The organism is Enterobacter cloacae complex sp. HYC003_NIDB, from assembly GCF_056673375.1.
Genome location: NZ_CP114221.1, coordinates 96,091 through 114,148 on the forward strand (window position 1 = coordinate 96,091; position 18,058 = coordinate 114,148).

Sequence of the window (18,058 nt, forward strand, 5' to 3'; positions counted from 1 at the left end):
ACGTCCTGTAACTGGGCCTCTCCATTGTGGAGGAAGCATGCTTAATGCGATTGGTTTGGAATGTGGGGCGATTCAGGCATCCCGGCTATCTGAATGGCTCAACTCAACAGCCGGTGCTCATGAACTTGAGCGATTTTCGGATACCCTGACCTTTTCTTTGTATGGCTCAGTGCTGATTTGGGTTAAATCATATCTACGCGAATCAGGAAGAAAACTGCAGTTAGTCGGAATCGATTTACCCAACACCTTGAATCCAAGGGACGACCTAGCGCAATTGGCCGAAATTATCCAGGTCATCGACCACCTCATGAAACCCCACGTTGATGCGCTGACTCAGTTGTTGACGTCCATTGATGGCCAGTCGGCGGTTATTTCATCGGCAAAATGGGGGGAGTTGGAAACGGCTCAGCAGGAGAAAGCTATCTCAGGGGTAACCAGATTGAAGCTCCGTTTGGCGTCGCTTGCCCCTGTCCTGAAAAATCACGTCAACAGCGATTTTTTCCGAAAAGCCTCTGATCGAATAGAGTCGATAGAGTATACGTTGGAAACCTTGCGTGTAATGAAAGCTTTCTTCGATGGTACCTCTCTTGAGGGAGATACTTCCGTACGTGACTCGTATATGGCGGGCGTGGTGGATGGAATGGTTCGAGCGAATCCGGATGTAAGGATAATTCTGCTGGCGCACAACAATCATTTACAAAAAACTCCAGTTTCCTTTTCAGGCGAGCTTACGGCTGTTCCCATGGGACAGCATCTCGCAGAGAGGGAGGAGGGGGATTACCGTGCGATTGCATTCACCCATCTTGGACTCACCGTGCCGGAAATGCATTTCCCATCGCCCGACAGTCCTCTTGGATTCTCTGTTGTGACCACGCCTGCCGATGCAATCCGTGAGGATAGTGTGGAACAGTATGTCATCGATGCCTGTGGTAAGGAGGATTCATGCCTGACATTGACAGATGACCCCATGGAAGCAAAGCGAATGCGGTCCCAAAGCGCCTCTGTAGAAACGAATTTGAGCGAGGCATTTGATGCCATCGTCTGCGTTCCCAGCGCCGGCAAGGACAGCCTGGTTGCCCTATAGGAAACCAGAAATGAAATGAAGGAGCATAACCTGCCAATCCACCGGACGGTTTTCAACCGCCGGTGATCAGCGCGTTAGATGCACTAAGCACATAATTGCTCACAGCCAAACTATCAGGTCAAGTCTGCTTTTATTATTTTTAAGCGTGCATAATAAGCCCTACACAAATTGGGAGATATATCATGAAAGGCTGGCTTTTTCTTGTTATCGCAATAGTTGGCGAAGTAATCGCAACATCCGCATTAAAATCTAGCGAGGGCTTTACTAAGCTTGCCCCTTCCGCCGTTGTCATAATCGGTTATGGCATCGCATTTTATTTTCTTTCTCTGGTTCTGAAATCCATCCCTGTCGGTGTTGCTTATGCAGTCTGGTCGGGACTCGGCGTCGTCATAATTACAGCCATTGCCTGGTTGCTTCATGGGCAAAAGCTTGATGCGTGGGGCTTTGTAGGTATGGGGCTCATAATTGCTGCCTTTTTGCTCGCCCGATCCCCATCGTGGAAGTCGCTGCGGAGGCCGACGCCATGGTGACGGTGTTCGGCATTCTGAATCTCACCGAGGACTCCTTCTTCGATGAGAGCCGGCGGCTAGACCCCGCCGGCGCTGTCACCGCGGCGATCGAAATGCTGCGAGTCGGATCAGACGTCGTGGATGTCGGACCGGCCGCCAGCCATCCGGACGCGAGGCCTGTATCGCCGGCCGATGAGATCAGACGTATTGCGCCGCTCTTAGACGCCCTGTCCGATCAGATGCACCGTGTTTCAATCGACAGCTTCCAACCGGAAACCCAGCGCTATGCGCTCAAGCGCGGCGTGGGCTACCTGAACGATATCCAAGGATTTCCTGACCCTGCGCTCTATCCCGATATTGCTGAGGCGGACTGCAGGCTGGTGGTTATGCACTCAGCGCAGCGGGATGGCATCGCCACCCGCACCGGTCACCTTCGACCCGAAGACGCGCTCGACGAGATTGTGCGGTTCTTCGAGGCGCGGGTTTCCGCCTTGCGACGGAGCGGGGTCGCTGCCGACCGGCTCATCCTCGATCCGGGGATGGGATTTTTCTTGAGCCCCGCACCGGAAACATCGCTGCACGTGCTGTCGAACCTTCAAAAGCTGAAGTCGGCGTTGGGGCTTCCGCTATTGGTCTCGGTGTCGCGGAAATCCTTCTTGGGCGCCACCGTTGGCCTTCCTGTAAAGGATCTGGGTCCAGCGAGCCTTGCGGCGGAACTTCACGCGATCGGCAATGGCGCTGACTACGTCCGCACCCACGCGCCTGGAGATCTGCGAAGCGCAATCACCTTCTCGGAAACCCTCGCGAAATTTCGCAGTCGCGACGCCAGAGACCGAGGGTTAGATCATGCCTAGCATTCACCTTCCGGCCGCCCGCTAAATATCTCCTTTTGGGTTGTTAATAAAACATCCAATAAGTTGACTGTGCGTGAAAAAGAAAGTTTTGTGTGATGGCGTTGAAGATCGCACCGTTAAGCTCTTATGTGGGATGGTGCAGAGCTCGACGACTACCGATAAAACGCAACCGCCGCAAACAGACAAGAAAAAGCCCCAACTGATAACAGTTGGGGCTTCAGTATTGTGATTGGTGGAGCAATAGCACCCTGAACCCAAAACCTTCTCGCTCAACCGGTAGTGGCTGATAACAACTCGTGAGGGCTATTGCGGGTTAAGCATTTAGCGATGTCTAGGGCCAGACTGGACGTCTGAACGCAAGCCGCTGATACTGTACATAACCACAGTATCAGCGGAGGATACCCATGTCGCTGGCAAGGAACGCCACGGCGAGTCAATCGCCCACTCAAACAAACGGTTACGAACGCCACCAACCCGACCAGACGCTGCTCTACCAGCTGGTTGAGCAGCACTACCCAGCCTTCAAAGCCTCACTCGAAGCCCAAGGTCAACACCTGCCTCGCTACATCCAACAAGAATTCAACGACCTCCTCCAATGTGGCCGTCTGGAGTATGGTTTCATGCGGGTTCGCTGCGAGGATTGTCATCACGAGCGTCTGGTCGCCTTCAGCTGTAAACGACGCGGCTTTTGCCCTAGCTGCGGTGCCCGCCGGATGGCCGAGAGTGCGGCGCTGCTGATAGACGAAGTCTTCCCCAAGGAGCCCATTCGCCAGTGGGTGCTCAGCTTTCCTTTCCAGCTACGCTTTTTGCTGGCTCGCCATCCCCAGCTGATGGGCCAGGTCTTGAGTATCGTCTATCGTACACTCTCAACTCATCTGATCAAAAAAGCCGGTTACACCAAAGCCTCTGCACAAACTGGCTCAGTGACTCTTATCCAACGCTTTGGCTCCGCGCTAAATCTCAATGTCCACTACCACATGCTGTTTCTCGATGGTGTCTATGCCGAAGATGACTATGGCAAGCAACGCTTCCATCGTGTCAAGGCACCCACTTACGATGAGCTGAATACGCTCGCTCACACCCTCAGCCATCGCATCGCTCGCTGCATGGAAAAGCGTGGGATTTTGGAGCGTGATGCCGAGAATACGTGGTTGACACTGGAAGAGGGCGAAGACGATACGCTGACTCAATTACATGGTGCTTCGGTTACGTATCGCATTGCCGTCGGCCCCCAGCAAGGGCGCAAAGTCTTCACCCTGCAAACCTTGCCAGGGCGTGAGGATAAAGCCGACTCAAGCAGTCGAGTAGCCAACCATGCTGGTTTCTCGCTACACGCCGGTGTGATGGCCGAAGCGCATCAGCGGGATAAGCTTGAGCGCTTGTGTCGCTACATTAGTCGGCCAGCGGTTTCAGAAAAACGTCTGGCATTAACCGCCAATGGGCAGGTGCGTTACGAGCTCAAAACTCCGTACCGCAATGGCACCACCCATGTGATCTTCGAGCCGCTGGACTTCATCGCCAAACTCGCTGCGTTGGTACCTAAGCCGCGAGTCAACCTCACACGCTTCCACGGCGTCTTTGCACCGAACAGCAAACACCGAGTTCAAGTAACACCCGCCAAGCGGGGCAAGAAGCCCGACAAATCGGAAGGTCTCGATACTAACTGGCGTGACAAGAGTCCTGCAGAGCGCCACCGCGCCATGACCTGGATGCAACGCCTCAAGCGAGTCTTCAATATTGATATTGAAGTCTGCGAACACTGCGGCGGTCACGTCAAAGTGATTGCCAGCATCGAAGATCCGAAGGTCATTGAGCAGATTCTCAAGCATCTGAAACAGAAAACAGCCAAGGCGAATGCCGCCAAGCAGCGTGAGCTGCCACCAGAACGAGCGCCGCCACTGACTCCCAGCCTGTTCGATCCATCACAGAGTCGTCTCTTTGACTGACGACCCCAAATCCAACACTGCTCAACACTGCCAACTTTTAAACGGGGCGGTGGGGCAGTTTGTATCTCTCGAGCTATCAGGCTAGAGATTTTACCGCCAAATCGAACCTTATTAGAGCGGTTTAGGCTGGACCGGCAGTTAAAATTGGGGCTTGAGCGGTAAACGAGTGAGGGAATTTCAGGTAAGATACTTCGGATGAGGAGCAAAAAGGTGGTTTATACTTCCTATACCCAAGCCACCACAATAATCGCCAGCAACAGTGAAGGGATCGACAGCAGGGTGTCCAGAATGTGATTCAGCACCGCGGAGCGCAAACCGTGTGTTGCCCCGGCAACCACGCCAAGCAATAAGCCACACAACGTGGCGGCAAGGGTGACGACAAACGCACCGCCCACGGTCGGGGCCGCACCGCTAAGCAGGCGGCTTAAAACATCACGCCCCAGGTCATCAGTCCCGAGGAAGAAAGAGACTTCGCCATAGCGTGACCATGACGGCGGCAAAAGCTGGTAGCCAAGAAACTGCTGGTCGATGCCATAAGGCGCGAACCAACCACCAAAAATACACAGAATTGCCAGTCCAGCACAGCCATACAGGCCGATCATTGCGGTTGCATCGCCGTAAAAATTGCGCCATGCGGTGCGCAGCGTACCAGGCGGGCGCTTTTCGCTGTAGACGCTATCGTAAGGCATACCATTCCTTATGTTTCAGAGGGTTAGCCATAGCACCCAAAATATCAGAGATCACGTTAACAATGATAACCAGTGAGCCAATCACCATCACACCCGCCGAAATCGCCGCGTAATCCTGCTGGCGAATCGCGTTAATCAGCCAACGGCCAAGACCTGGCCAGCTAAAGACCATCTCGGTGATCATCGCCAGCGTCAGCATGGTGGAAAACTGTAACCCCAGGCGCGGGATAACCGGTGGGAGAGCGTTGTGCAGTACGTGACGGCGTAAAATCGTTAACCGTGACAGACCACGAGTCGCCGCCGCTTTGACATAGTTTTGATCAAAGACCTCAATAGTGCTGATACGCATCAGACGAATAACTTCCGTCGTCGGTGCCACGGAGAGCGTTAACACCGGAAGCACCATATGGCGGATGGCACTGACCAGCATTTCATCGCGCCAGGGCGAGTCGGAGATCCAGGCGTCAATAATGGCAAACCCGGTTACGGGTTTTACTTCATAAAGCAGATCAAAACGCCCTGATACGGGTAACCAGCCGAGGGTTAGTGAGAATAGCAACGTCAGCAGCAGCGCCAGCCAAAAAACCGGAATAGAGAAGCCCATCAGAGCCAATGCGCTGATGCAACGATCCTGCCATTTATTACGCGTTATGCCCGCCAACATGCCGATGGGGATCCCGACCATTAGTGCAAAACCAAATGCCAGAATGCACAGTTCCATTGTTGCCGGGAACACCTCTTTCAGTTGTTCTGAGATCAACTGGCCGTTAATACTGGACACACCAAAATCCCAGTGAATCAGGCCATTGAACCAGAATACCCAAGCGTTCCACAGCGATGCGCCCTGTAACGGCGCATGGGGGGTGAAATAACTCAGACTGAAGCCAATAAAGGTCAGGAAGAACAAAGTGACCAGCAATAATAAAAATCGGCGTAGGGTGAAGATAATCATGGTTTTTTCACCTCGTCAGCCTTTTCCCTGGAAACCCCGGCAAAAGAAGCGTTGCCGAACGGACTGAGCACCAGCCCTTTGATGTCATAGCGGTAAGCCTGCAAACGGAGCGAAGAGGCCAGAGGCAGGATCGGCAACTCGCGCGCAAGAATATTTTGCGCTTCGTCGTAGGCATCAATTCGCGAGGAGAGTTGTTGCGAAGAGAGGGCTTTGCGCAAAATGCTGTCAAACTCGGGATTGCACCAGTGGGCAAAATTGGTCTGCGAGTTAATGGCGGCACAGCTAAGCATCGGTCGGAAAAAGCTGTCAGGATCGTTACTGTCAGTTGCCCAACCGGACAACGTCAGATCATGGTTCATATCCATTAATCGCGCCTCCTGAAAACGGCCCTCTACCGGGATGATCTTCACTTTCACACCCACCTGAGCCATATCAGCCTGAATCAGCTCTGCGGTTTTCAGCGGACTGGGGTTCCAGGCCTGAGAGCTGGTAGGTACCCAGAGTTGTAACGTCAGGTTTTCCAGCCCCAGCGCTTTTAACTGCTCGCGCGATTTTGCCGGGTTGTACTCGGTAATTTTAGCTTCGTTGTCATAAGCCCACGAGGCGCGAGGCAAAATAGATGCCGCGGTTTCCGCCGTACCGTAGTAAATAGATTGCATTAACCGTTGGTTGTTAATGGCCAGCGCTAGCGCATGTCGTACGGCAGGGTTGTTCAACGGCGGTTTATCCGTGTTGAACGCCAGATAGGCGATATTCATCCCCGGACGCAGCGTCAGGCGCAGCCGCGGGTCATCACGCAGTATGCTGAGCTGGCTGGCGGCAGGCCATGCCAGGACGTCGCACTCGCCGGTCAGTAATTTCGATAAGCGTCCGGTCCCGCCAGAGCCGAGATCCACCACGACCTGCGGCATCAAGGGGGTACCACGCCAGAATTTTTCATGCCGTTGTAGGCGAATATATTGGCCTGCACGATTTTCTGAAAGTTGGTACGGGCCTGTGCCGACGGGTTGTCTGTCGAGTAATTCCTGGCGATCCTGTTTTGCTAATTTGGCGGCATATTCGGCCGACATCACAGAGGCATAATGTGTGGCAAGGTGCCACAAGAAGGAGGCGTCGGGTTGATTTAAGCGAAATTCAACGGTGTTGTTGTCCAGTTTACGCACGCTTTGGACGTTATCGGCGAACTGCAGGCTATCAAAATAAGGAAAACTGCTACCATTGACATTATGCCACGGATGCTGGCGATCAAAGATGCGCTCGAAGGTAAATACCACATCGTCCGCATTTAGTTTGCGGGTGGGCGTGAACCAGGCAGTCTTTTGAAACGGAACATCGCGTCGTAAATGGAAGCGGTAGGTTGCGCCGTTATCTAATACTTCCCAGCTTTCAGCCAGTTCTGGCACCAGGCGATAGGTGTAGGGATCGACATCAAGCAGTCGGTCATACAATTGGGCCGCTAATGTGTCTACGATGAGACCGCTGCTTGCTTTTTGTGGATTGAACGTATTGACCTGCCCGCTAACGCAATAGACAAAGCCACTGTCACGAATATCAGCGTACGAGGCCTGCTCAGGCGCAGCTGCAGCCTGACCACTCAGAAATCCAGCCATCACGATCAGAGATGATAAAACCAGGCGCATAATTTTAAAGGGTTATATATAAAGAAGCTATCTTACTAATACTTAATGACATTTGCCATTACCGTTTGTTTTTGGGGCAGTGGGGTTGATAACCGCGAATTCGACATCGCGTACTGGTCAAAATTCATACCCGCTATCCACTTTGCATATACTCTTGTAGCTATCTTAGCATTTTCATGGCCCCTCTGACTCGCTTAAACGCTGGATTTGCTGCCAGAGAGATTATGTGAGGTGTCTGACGGGGAAAATGAATCTGTTGTGTGGGAGGCGGGAAGAGTGAATTTCTTCCCGGCTGAGGTATTACTTCTGGATTTTATTAACGCGCACCACCGGCGGTTGCATTTTAGCGTCAAGGCTACCGTTAATGCTGATCATTTGATCGGGTTTTATCGTTCGGCCATCAAAGACCGCAAGCGGGATTAGCGTATTGATACTGCCGGTTTTGTCACGGAAGATAAACTTATCTCCTCCCTGATCCTCAATGAGATTACCTCGTAAAGAGATGGTCGCACCGTCATGCATGGTTTTAGCTTGTTCGACGGTCATGATTCTTGCATTTTCAGTGCCGCGATAGCCTTCATCCAGTGCATGGGCAGGTGGCGGGGCGGTATCTTTTTTCAATCCGCCATTATCATCGGCAAACGCTGATGGCAATAAAAAACAGAACAGTAAGGGGGCGAACGATATTTTCATAGAGCCTCCATTGAAATTGATTTGACTTATTAAGTTTGGTAGCTATTTATTAATCTGGCGAGTGGGATAAGTCTCAAATTGTAATTTTTCAATAAAACAACGGCTTGGTGTTATATAAGCGAGGCGGGGAGATGAACAGAGAGAAAACCCATTTTCAAGGAGTAAAAGAGAGCCTGCGTTTTCTGAATTTTGAATCTGGCTTTCACAAGATTGGTTTTATCTGTTTGCTCTGCATTGTTTTTCTTGCTTCGGTGGGAGCGTTTTCCGGCGGATATTTAAGTGAGGTGACGAGAAAAAACACCTTAAAGACAACAGGGTTACAGTACGAAAGGTTTGGGCGCTTGCAAACGGAATTTAAATTTAAAATCTCTGCACAAAAGTATGATTCTGTGAACAAGACGTTGCGCATTGGCGGCGATTTCAACAAATTTTATGAAATGGAAAATATTTGGCCGCAGCCAGACAGCATGTACAGCAAGGGGAACGATCTTTACCTCGTCTACAATGATTCTGAAGCAATGCAGAACTTTACTATCTGGCTGCGGGTTACGCCCGTGAAGCCAGGAAGCGTAAAGAGTTTTCTCCAGCTAAATGGCGAACCTGAAATCCGCTTCAGACAATTTATTTATCCCTAGGAGGTGAGTATGGAGATGGTCTTCCGGGCATCCGCCATTTACCTTATTTTGCTGGTGGTTTTCAAAATAGCAGGTCGCCGGGCATTATTACAAATGACCAGCTTCGATCTGATTTTATTACTGATTATCAGTGAAGCAACTCAACAAGCCTTGTTGGGTAATGATTTTTCGATAACCGGCGCCATGATCACGATTGTCACTCTGGTTACTATTGATATTCTGTTCGGTTTCATTAAAAAAAAGGTGGGTGGGGCCGAATCCGTGCTGGATGGTTCCCCGGTTATCCTGCTTGATCACGGGATCCCTTTATTAGATAAAATGAAGAAAGTGGATGTCTCTCTTGAAGATATATTAGTCGCTGCGCGACAAAATCAGGGGATTACCGAATCAAGTAAAATCAAGTATGCCATTCTGGAACGCAACGGACATATTTCTGTCATTCCTGAAGAGAATTAGCGAGGCGGTAATGAATACGGAGTACAATGACGCAAAAACAGTCAATGAACTGACAAAACGGCTTGCAAACACGCTCATTGATAGCGATTTAACGTTGACCACCGCAGAATCCTGTACAGGAGGAAAGCTGGCCGCGGCGCTTTGCGCACAGGCGGATACCGCAGAATTTTATGATATCGGCGTTATAACCTTTAGCGATCGCGCCAAGCAGAAAATGCTCGACGTGCGGGCCAGTACGCTGAAGAAATATAGCGCCGTTAGTGAGCAAACGGTCAGTGAGATGTCTGTAGGAATACGTCAGCAAGCCGAAACCGATATCAGTATAGCCATCAGCGGATATGCAGGGCCGGAGGGTGGGGAGGATGGTACTCCCGCAGGAACCGTGTGGTTTGCGTGGAATTTCCGCGGACAGATAATAACAAAACGTGAGTGTTTTTCCGGGGATTGCCAGGACGTCATTGAAAAGGCGGTACGTTTTAGCCTGGCGGTATTGATTGAAGAAGTGTCAGCCTGGAAGAACAAATAAATAAACCAGGACTTATCCTAGGAAATATTTCAATGCTATGTGAAGTTATCGTCGTGAGAGCCAGGTTAATATTAGGAGAAAATTAAGTGGTAGGTAAATTATAAAGACCATGTCATTCATTTTGTTCTACGCTTATTAGTCTTTGCGATGAATGATGACTCACGAGAGGTGATTGAATGACTGACCTAAATAAAGGAAAACAGACCACCAATAAAACTAATTCAGAGCGTTTTCCGCAGCCGCCTTTTCCACATCAAAAACAACCTTTTCCGGGGCTCGCCGGAAAAATGCAACCGCGCCCCGATCATGGCGAACAAAGCTATCAGGGAAGCGGCAGGTTAAATGGTCGCAAGGTATTAATTACCGGTGGTGATTCAGGTATTGGGCGTGCTGTTGCCATTGCCTATGCCCGCGAAGGCGCCGATGTCGCGATTAATTATTTACCTGAAGAAGAGGACGATGCTCGTGAGGTTGTTGAGTTGATAAAAAAAGCTGGGAGAAAAGTTGCGGCGATTCCCGGCGATATTCGTGACGAAACTTTTTGTAACCATCTGGTAAAACAGGCGGTAGACGCGCTGGGAGGGTTGGATATCCTGGTGAATAACGCAGGCCGTCAGCAATTTTGTGAATCGATCGAAGACCTCACCACAGAAGAATTTGATGCGACATTCAAGACCAATGTCTACGCCATGTTTTGGATCACCAAGGCGGCTATTCCCCATTTCTCCCGAGACAGCGTGATTATTAACACCTCATCGGTACAGGCTTATGAGCCGAGTGAGATCCTGCTTGATTATGCTCAGACCAAGGCGGCGATAGTGGCATTTACTAAATCGCTGGCGAAGCAACTGGCCCCTAAAGGGATCCGTGTAAATGCTGTCGCGCCTGGGCCGTACTGGACGGTATTGCAGTGCTGCGGCGGCCAACCACAGGAAAAAATTGAGAAATTTGGTGCAAATGCGCCGCTTGGTCGCCCTGGCCAACCGGTAGAAATTGCTCCGCTGTATGTCACTTTAGCGGCTGAAGAGAACAGCTATACATCCGGTCAGGTATGGTGTTCTGACGGGGGGACCGGAACCCTCTGACGTTTATGCCCCCGAAGTCGAAACGTCTGAGGGGGAAAGCCAGCCCGGACAATATTGTATAAGGGCAGGGGGCGGCATATACCGCTCCCTGAACATTAACCCATGACAGCGATACCAAGACGTTCCAGGAGCAACGATGCCTGGTAGCTGTCCAGTTTGACGCCTTGCAAATCAACCCCGCGGATATCTAAATCGCCCAGTTCCGAATTGGTCAAATCACAGTGCGTAACGTTTGCTGCTCGCCAGTCGAAGGATGAAAACTCGCCGCCAGAGAGGTCTGATCCACTGAACGTTGCGCCCAGCACCTGAGTACCCATCCAGCGGTTTTCCCACAGCTCGCACTTTTCCAGTACGACTTTTGAAAAGTTGGCGTAGCTTAAGTTGGTATTGGTGATATAGGCGCTACAAAACCAGGTGCGGGTGGTGATCATATTCATAAAACTTGCGCCGCGAAAATCTGACCCTTGTGCCCGGCAGTGGCGAATTTCGATTCCCAGCGCATTGATATTCCTGAAATCAGCCATGGAGAGATCACAACTTTTGAAAATGGCATCTTTCAGGTTAGCGCGACTAAAATTACATCCTTTCTGACTTTCTCGATCATAAAACTGGCAGCCAATAAATTCAGTGCCGCTAAGGTCGGCACCCGAAAAATCACAGTTGAAAAATGTGCTATTTTCAACTTTTTCACCGGTGAACCTGTTTCTGTCAATTTTTTCGCCAACTAACGCCAGAGTCATCATGATTAACCTGTTTTTTTATACAGTGATTGCAACATGGTAAACTGTTTTAACTCTCGCGTCCAACGTCTGCCCCTGCACGCTAAATTTGGTGTTTCTTCAGTAATGCGCGGAGTTGATGGTAGGTCAGACCTAATAATTCAGCGGCTTTTTTCTGATTAAATTTCGCCTGCTGTAAGCTGGTTTGCAAAAATTCCTTCTCCTGCTGCTGTTGGAATTCACGCAGATCCAGCGGTAGGGTTACTGATGTATGTCTGGTTTCTTGCGCCAGCGGCGGTGCGGCGTGACGCCTGAACGGGTCAATCACAATCTCATTCAGTGGGTAATCGCTGGTCCCGTGTCGGTATACCGAACGCTCCACGACGTTTTTCAGTTCACGAATATTGCCCGGCCAACGGTAGTGGAGGAGCGTTTCTTTGGCCTCATCGGTGAACCCAGGAAACAACGGTAACCCGATCTCACGGCACATCTGAATGGCAAAATGTTCAGCCATTAACATGATATCGCTTTGACGTTCGCGTAACGGGGGAAGTTGCACCACGTCAAAGGCCAGACGATCCAGCAGGTCGGCGCGGAACGTGCCTTCACTCACCATGCGTGGCAGGTCGGCGTTGGTTGCGCAAACCAGTCTTACATTGACCTGCAGAGGTTGGCTACCGCCTACGCGTTCCAGCTCTCCGTACTCAATAACGCGCAGCAGTTTTTCCTGTACCAGCATCGGGGCGGTTGCCAGTTCATCAAGAAACAGTGTGCCGCCATCGGCGCGCTCGAACCGACCTGGGTGACGTTTCTGCGCGCCGGTAAAGGCGCCCGCTTCGTGCCCAAAGAGTTCGGAATCAAGTAAATTTTCGTTGAGCGCGGCGCAGTTAAGTGAAATAAACGGGCCTTGCCAACGGGTTGAGAGGTAGTGCAGGCGGTTGGCGATAAGCTCTTTCCCTGTTCCTCGTTCCCCAATGACCAGCACAGGTTTATCCAGCGGCGCGAGACGAGAAACCTGCTCCAGCACTTCAATAAAGCTGTTCGCTTCGCCCAGCAGATTATCTTTGTATCCTGCCATGATGAAATTCACCATTTGTTAGTGTTATTCACCAATTTACCCTATTTATCCCGACAGGTAAAATTAGTTATTTTCAAATATTTCAATGAATTAAAAAGTTGGCATGCGAAGTGCATTAGAACAGCAGCAGGGCATTGCCCGATATCAGAACAGTAAGTGAGGATTACATTATGGGTATTTTTTCTCGTTTTGCCGACATCGTGAACGCCAACATTAATGCGTTGCTGGAAAAGGCTGAAGATCCGCAGAAGCTGGTGCGGTTGATGATCCAGGAAATGGAAGACACGCTGGTTGAGGTGCGCTCCAACTCCGCACGCGCGCTGGCAGAAAAGAAACAGTTATCGCGTCGTATTGAACAGGCCAGCGCCCAACAGGCAGAGTGGCAGGAAAAAGCAGAGCTGGCGCTGCGTAAAGAAAAAGAAGATTTGGCGCGTTCTGCGTTAATCGAAAAGCAGAAACTGACTGACCTGATTGCCTCCCTGGAGCATGAGGTGACGCTGGTTGACGATACGCTGGCGCGTATGAAAAAAGAGATCGGTGAACTGGAAAACAAACTCAGTGAAACCCGTGCTCGTCAGCAGGCATTGATGTTGCGCCATCAGGCGGCGAGTTCTTCCCGTGATGTTCGTCGTCAACTGGACAGCGGCAAACTGGATGAAGCGATGGCTCGCTTTGAATCTTTTGAGCGTCGTATCGATCAAATGGAAGCTGAAGCTGAAAGCCATAACTTCGGTAAGCAGAAGTCTTTGGATCAGCAATTTGCTGACCTGAAAGCAGATGATGAAATCAGCGAGCAGTTGGCGCAATTGAAAGCCAAAATGCAGCAAGACAAGCAATAATAATATCTGGCGGTGCCCGAACGCGCCGCCGCTCATCACCTGTAAGGAGTACTCATGAGCGCGCTATTTCTGGCCATCCCGTTAACCATCTTTGTGCTGTTCGTCTTACCGATTTGGCTCTGGCTGCATTACAGCAATCGTTCCAGTCGCGGCGAGCTGGCGCAAAGTGAACAACAGCGTCTGGTAGAACTTAACCAGGACGCACAGCGGATGCGTGAGCGCATTCAAGCGCTGGAAGACATCCTTGATGCTGAACATCCAAACTGGAGGGACCGCTAATGGGGGGCGTTAATCTGAATAAAAAACTGTGGCGTATACCGCAGCAGGGCATGGTGAAAGGGGTTTGCGCGGGTATTGCGCATTATCTCGATGTTCCTGTGAAACTGGTGCGGATCCTGGTGGTGCTGTCCATCTTTTTTGGTCTGGCCTTTTTCACCTTTGTCGCCTACATCGTACTGACGTTTGTGTTGGATCCGATGCCAGACAACGTGGTTTCCGGAGAACAGCAGCCATCAAGCGGTGAGCTATTGGATGCTGTCGATCGTGAACTGGCTGCAAGTGAAAAGCGTTTGCGTGAGATGGAGCGTTATGTAACGTCTGATACTTTTACATTACGCAGCCGCTTCCGCCAATTGTGAGGTTAGAAATGAATAATCGCTGGCAACGTGCCGGGCAAAGGGTTAAGCCGGGCATTAAAATAGCAGGTAAGCTGGTGCTACTGACTGCGCTGCGCTATGGCCCGGCTGGGGTAGCAGGGTGGGCGGTGAAGTCCGTGGCCCGACGTCCGCTAAAAATGTTGCTGGCGTTAGTATTGGAACCTTTGTTGAGCCGGGCAGCGACAAAATTGTCGAAACGCTATTCAGGTAATCAACCCTGATATCCGAAACAACAAAAGCAAGCAACATTTAGTCAACATTCCCCCAGTTAATTTGCGGCAGAGTAGTCTCTTGTGTCATGGGATCGCTACCAATAGAAATGAAGGTGAAAGCGACAGACTCCATTATGCAGGTATCGGTGTGAATTACGCATTCTAAAATGCACTGGGGCATTGTTATGCCCCAGTTTTTATACCAGTGAGTCGGCTAACGATATTTGTGTACCCACGGTGATATTTTGTAAACCTTTCTCACCGGCAATCAGGCTAAATAATAAATTACAGCTTTGTTCGCCGAGCTGCTGGGTTGGGACATCAATGCCTCCCGGCACGGGCGTCAGCATAAATGACAACAGTTCATTACAGTGACGGTATACGGCACCGGCTTGCCGTCACGGGTCATAGACAGACGCGATTCCAGATTTTTGACATCAGCGGGGGCATTGAAGGTCAGGCCGATAATGGCGTGTTTTTTCATCGGATCTTGCGGATCCTGATAGAACTCCGCCCGGCCGCCGCGATAATAAAACTCAGGGGTGGTAAAGGTTTTTTGTTTCTCTGTTAACGCCACCTGCGGAGCCAGCAGTGTTTTGGCATCCATATCGACGGTGTAGGTTTTCCCCATCGGGAAGGTTTTTTTCGCCGTGAATACCAGCTTACGGTCATTACGCCACTGCCACTCACCTTCCATTGCGGGGGTCAGGGTAATACCGGCGGTGACCGGTTTACCGATCAGCGTTACCGGTGCGGCAGAGCGGGAGAATGTCACCACCACAATCTGCGCTGAATTATCATCACGGTTATAATTAACCGCCGAAGGGCGCTGCACAGACGCGGAAATATCCTGCACCACCAGCGGCGCAACATCCACCGGCTTCGGTTTGTTCTGATACCAGTGCCAGGTGTAATAACTGCCCGCTGCCACCGCAGCAGTCAGTAATAATAAGGCAGATATGGTTTTCGGATAGCGGTTGCCCCCCCGCTCCAGCCGGGCAAGCTGATTACCGGCAAAGGTCACCCAGCCCGGCACCGCCCAGCGGATCCGTCCGGTGAACGGGCGCAGCAGAAAACCCAGCAGAGTAAAGAGATAAACAAGACTGCGAGCCGCCAGACGCAGCAAAATAAAAGGTAAGCGGAGGATAAAACGCAGAACGTCCATGACAACATTTTCCTCTGTGTGTTGAGACTGACATCAGTTTGCCGCAGCACACAGTGAAATCCGGTTCAGCCGGAAGCTGTCAGTGCCCGATACTCTCATCCTCCATAAAACAGCCCATAAAGCAAATTATTGCATAAGGAATAATCTTAAATTACGGCCCCGGCGTATCCGCAGGGGCCTGTTCAGGAAAAAAATTATTCCAGTGCACTCAAAATAGCCTGTGCAGCTTTGACTCTTTCGGTATTCGGGTAGTTTTTATTCGCCAGAATCACAATCGCCACCTGTTTTTCCGGAATAAAGGCGACATAGGCGCCGAAACCAGTTGTTGCGCCCGTTTTATGCACCCAGGAAGCACGGTTATACGGCTGAACCTGGTTGTCTGTTACCGGATGCGGCTGCAATGCGACCTCGTTGGTCACACCGTTAATGATCATATCTTTCTGCTGCGGCCAGTCATACATTTCCCAGCCCAGCCCCTGGTTAATCGCGGCGGTTTTATAGTAGCGGGTCTGGGCGAGATACATTGCCATTTCCAGATCCGCATTACCGGCCCGTGACGGCTCCATATTCATTTCCGCCCAGCGCAGCATATCTTTTGAGGCGGATTTCACGCCGTAAGATTCCGCATCAAGCTGTCCCGGCGACACGCGGACCGGTTTTTTGTTTTTATAACCGTACGCATACTGGCTTTGCGCACTTTCCGGCACAGTAATAAAGGTGTGAGATAACCCCAGCGGTGCCAGGATCCGTGCAGTCAGCAACTGCTCATACGGCATCCCCGCCGCGTTTGCGGTCAGAGCACCAAACAGGCCGATACTGCTGTTTGCATACAGACGCATATCGCCCGGTTTCCGGGACGGCTGCCACTGCTGATAGAAATTCAGCAGATCCGCACGGCTTTTTACCGCATCCGGCACCTGTAACGGCAGTCCGCCTGCGGTATAGGTAGCCAGATCCAGCAATGTGATCCCCTTCCACTGCGGCAGAGCCAGCTCCGGCTGGTATTTTGCCGCCGGATCATTCAGCGCCATCTCTTTTTTCGCCACAGAAACCGCACCCAGCACACCTGTGAAAGTTTTACTTACAGATCCGAGCTCAAATAGTGTATTTTCAGTGACCGGCTGTTTTGCCTGAATATCGGCAAAACCATAATTGAAATAATAGGGCTTACCCTTTACGGAGACGGCAACCGCCATCCCGGGAATATCCTGCTGTGCCATCAGCGGTTTAATGGTGCTGTCCACCACCGCCGCGACATTATCAGCGGCAGAAAACCCCGGGGCGGAAAACGCCAGCAGAGCGGAAATCAGTGTTGCAGATAACGATTTTTTCATCAGAATTAACCTTCCGTGTGTGAGTAACGGCGGCAAGTATCGTCAGATTCACCGGACAGAACAAACGGTTATTTATAACAAGAGCCTAAAGAAAAACTTACAGGTGGATTATGGTCAGACGTTATCTCCCCCTTAACCCGCTGCGCGCCTTTGAGGCCGCCGCCCGTCATCTCAGTTTTACCCGCGCGGCGATTGAGCTGAATGTCACCCATGCCGCCGTCAGCCAGCAGGTCAGGGCGCTGGAAGAACAACTCGGCTGTGTGCTGTTTACCCGCGTCTCGCGCGGGCTGGTGCTGACCCATGAAGGTGAGGGATTACTGCCGGTGCTCAATGAGGCGTTTGACCGGATTGCGGATACTCTGGAGTGTTTTTCTCACGGGCAGTTCCGTGAGCGGGTGAAAGTCGGTGCGGTGGGAACATTTGCCGCAGGCTGGCTGCTGCCGCGTCTGGCCGGATTCTATGACAGCCATCCGCATATTGATCTGCATATCTCCACCCATAACAATCATGTGGACCCGGCGGCGGAAGGGCATGATTATACGATCCGTTTCGGTAACGGCGCGTGGCATGAGTCAGATGCGGAACTGATTTTCAGTGCACCACACGCTCCGCTGTGCTCACCGGCCATTGCAGAACAGTTACAGCAGCCGGATGATGTTCACCGCTTTACCCTGCTGCGCTCATTCCGCCGGGATGAATGGAGCCGCTGGCTGGATTGTGCGGGCGGCACACCGCCTTCCCCGTCACAGCCGGTAATGGTGTTCGATACCTCACTGGCCATGGCCGAGGCGGCACAACTGGGTGCCGGGGTAGCGATCGCACCGGTATGTATGTTCAGCCGCCTGTTACAGTCAGGCGCACTGGTACAGCCGTTTGCCGCAGAAATCACCCTCGGCGGCTACTGGCTGACGCGGTTACAGTCCCGTACGGAAACCCCGGCCATGCAGCAATTCGCCCGCTGGCTGCTGAATACGGCGGCGGCGTAA

Annotated in this window: 19 protein-coding genes and 3 pseudogenes; 13 read left to right on the top strand and 9 right to left on the bottom strand. The window is 51.4% G+C overall.

What is annotated here, in order from left to right; genetic code table 11:
- Nucleotides 1-43: 43 nt before the first annotated feature.
- The 4 genes and pseudogenes from ere(A) to O1722_RS24015 form a co-directional block, all read left to right on the top strand.
- A pseudogene (ere(A), locus tag O1722_RS24000) lies at nt 44-1,084 on the top strand (EreA family erythromycin esterase); the annotation flags it as partial.
- Nucleotides 1,085-1,266: 182 nt separating this feature from the next.
- Entirely contained in the window at nt 1,267-1,614 is a 348-nt protein-coding gene (locus tag O1722_RS24005) for a quaternary ammonium compound efflux SMR transporter QacE delta 1 (RefSeq protein ID WP_000679427.1), read from the top strand.
- Nucleotides 1,608-2,447 carry a sulfonamide-resistant dihydropteroate synthase Sul1 gene (sul1, locus tag O1722_RS24010; RefSeq protein ID WP_000259031.1) on the top strand — a complete coding sequence of 280 codons (840 nt, stop codon included), beginning with the start codon at nt 1,608-1,610 and terminating at the stop codon, nt 2,445-2,447. The genes O1722_RS24005 and sul1 overlap by 7 nt, the downstream gene beginning before the upstream one ends.
- 404 nt (nt 2,448-2,851) lie before the next feature.
- Nucleotides 2,852-4,393 (top strand): IS91-like element ISCR1 family transposase, encoded by a 1,542-nt coding sequence (locus O1722_RS24015; RefSeq protein WP_000050481.1) that lies wholly within the window; start codon nt 2,852-2,854, stop codon nt 4,391-4,393.
- A 230-nt stretch (nt 4,394-4,623) separates the two neighbouring features.
- Here O1722_RS24015 and O1722_RS24020 read toward each other — a convergent pair.
- From O1722_RS24020 to O1722_RS24035, 4 genes and pseudogenes are all read right to left on the bottom strand, one after another.
- Nucleotides 4,624-5,082, bottom strand: a pseudogene (locus O1722_RS24020) (peptide ABC transporter permease); the annotation flags it as partial.
- The gene (sapB, locus tag O1722_RS24025) at nt 5,069-6,034 is read right to left on the bottom strand and encodes a peptide ABC transporter permease SapB (protein WP_004193276.1); all 966 of its coding nucleotides are present in this window, start codon (nt 6,032-6,034) and stop codon (nt 5,069-5,071) included. The pseudogene O1722_RS24020 and the gene sapB, both read right to left, overlap by 14 nt.
- Nucleotides 6,031-7,674 carry an ABC transporter substrate-binding protein SapA gene (gene sapA / locus O1722_RS24030; protein ID WP_004193272.1) on the bottom strand — a complete coding sequence of 548 codons (1,644 nt, stop codon included), beginning with the start codon at nt 7,672-7,674 and terminating at the stop codon, nt 6,031-6,033. The genes sapB and sapA overlap by 4 nt, the downstream gene beginning before the upstream one ends.
- A gap of 300 nt (nt 7,675-7,974) precedes the next feature.
- Nucleotides 7,975-8,367 (bottom strand): YdeI family stress tolerance OB fold protein, encoded by a 393-nt coding sequence (locus O1722_RS24035; protein WP_004193269.1) that lies wholly within the window; start codon nt 8,365-8,367, stop codon nt 7,975-7,977.
- 131 nt (nt 8,368-8,498) lie between these two features.
- On the opposite strand from O1722_RS24035, the gene O1722_RS24040 reads away from it, so the two are divergent.
- The 4 genes from O1722_RS24040 (at nt 8,499) to O1722_RS24055 (ending at nt 11,069) form a co-directional block, all read left to right on the top strand.
- Nucleotides 8,499-9,002 carry a hypothetical protein gene (locus O1722_RS24040; protein ID WP_004193267.1) on the top strand — a complete coding sequence of 168 codons (504 nt, stop codon included), beginning with the start codon at nt 8,499-8,501 and terminating at the stop codon, nt 9,000-9,002.
- 9 nt (nt 9,003-9,011) lie between these two features.
- The gene (locus tag O1722_RS24045; RefSeq protein WP_004193264.1) at nt 9,012-9,458 is read left to right on the top strand and encodes a DUF421 domain-containing protein; all 447 of its coding nucleotides are present in this window, start codon (nt 9,012-9,014) and stop codon (nt 9,456-9,458) included.
- Nucleotides 9,459-9,468: 10 nt separating this feature from the next.
- Entirely contained in the window at nt 9,469-9,984 is a 516-nt protein-coding gene (locus tag O1722_RS24050; RefSeq protein ID WP_017900989.1) for a 2-oxo-tetronate isomerase, read from the top strand.
- 176 nt (nt 9,985-10,160) lie between these two features.
- Nucleotides 10,161-11,069: an SDR family oxidoreductase gene (locus tag O1722_RS24055; RefSeq protein WP_004193260.1), complete on the top strand. Its 909-nt coding sequence runs from the start codon at nt 10,161-10,163 to the stop codon at nt 11,067-11,069.
- Nucleotides 11,070-11,164: 95 nt separating this feature from the next.
- On the opposite strand, the gene O1722_RS24060 is transcribed toward O1722_RS24055, so the two are convergent.
- Together O1722_RS24060 and pspF are read right to left on the bottom strand one after the other, a co-directional pair.
- Nucleotides 11,165-11,809: a quinolone resistance pentapeptide repeat protein QnrB4 gene (locus O1722_RS24060; protein WP_017900990.1), complete on the bottom strand. Its 645-nt coding sequence runs from the start codon at nt 11,807-11,809 to the stop codon at nt 11,165-11,167.
- Nucleotides 11,810-11,891: 82 nt separating this feature from the next.
- Entirely contained in the window at nt 11,892-12,881 is a 990-nt protein-coding gene (pspF, locus tag O1722_RS24065) for a phage shock protein operon transcriptional activator (RefSeq protein WP_017900991.1), read from the bottom strand.
- A gap of 155 nt (nt 12,882-13,036) precedes the next feature.
- Between pspF and pspA the strand changes: the two genes are divergently transcribed.
- From pspA to pspD, 4 genes are read left to right on the top strand one after another with little or no spacing between them, the layout of a single operon-like run.
- Nucleotides 13,037-13,705, top strand: a complete 669-nt coding sequence (gene pspA / locus O1722_RS24070; RefSeq protein ID WP_003020532.1) for a phage shock protein PspA — start codon at nt 13,037-13,039, stop codon at nt 13,703-13,705.
- A gap of 54 nt (nt 13,706-13,759) precedes the next feature.
- Entirely contained in the window at nt 13,760-13,984 is a 225-nt protein-coding gene (pspB, locus tag O1722_RS24075; RefSeq protein ID WP_004193245.1) for an envelope stress response membrane protein PspB, read from the top strand.
- A complete protein-coding gene (gene pspC, locus O1722_RS24080) occupies nt 13,984-14,343 on the top strand; it encodes an envelope stress response membrane protein PspC (protein ID WP_004193243.1) in 360 nt (119 codons plus the stop codon). Before pspB ends, pspC begins: the two co-directional genes overlap by 1 nt.
- An 8-nt stretch (nt 14,344-14,351) precedes the next feature.
- The gene (gene pspD / locus O1722_RS24085) at nt 14,352-14,582 is read left to right on the top strand and encodes a phage shock protein PspD (RefSeq protein WP_004193241.1); all 231 of its coding nucleotides are present in this window, start codon (nt 14,352-14,354) and stop codon (nt 14,580-14,582) included.
- Nucleotides 14,583-14,770: 188 nt separating this feature from the next.
- On the opposite strand, the pseudogene O1722_RS24090 reads toward pspD, so the two are convergent.
- The 3 genes and pseudogenes from O1722_RS24090 to O1722_RS24100 form a co-directional block, all read right to left on the bottom strand.
- Nucleotides 14,771-14,959 (bottom strand): annotated as a pseudogene (locus O1722_RS24090) (LacI family DNA-binding transcriptional regulator); the annotation flags it as partial.
- Nucleotides 14,917-15,738, bottom strand: coding sequence for a hypothetical protein (locus O1722_RS24095; RefSeq protein ID WP_013214003.1), 822 nt, complete (start codon nt 15,736-15,738; stop codon nt 14,917-14,919). The gene O1722_RS24095 and the pseudogene O1722_RS24090, both read right to left, overlap by 43 nt.
- A 194-nt stretch (nt 15,739-15,932) precedes the next feature.
- Nucleotides 15,933-17,072, bottom strand: coding sequence for an extended-spectrum class C beta-lactamase DHA-1 (locus O1722_RS24100; protein ID WP_004236386.1), 1,140 nt, complete (start codon nt 17,070-17,072; stop codon nt 15,933-15,935).
- Between the two features lie 110 nt (nt 17,073-17,182).
- Between O1722_RS24100 and ampR the strand changes: the two genes are divergently transcribed.
- A complete protein-coding gene (gene ampR, locus O1722_RS24105) occupies nt 17,183-18,058 on the top strand; it encodes a LysR family transcriptional regulator AmpR (RefSeq protein WP_004193231.1) in 876 nt (291 codons plus the stop codon).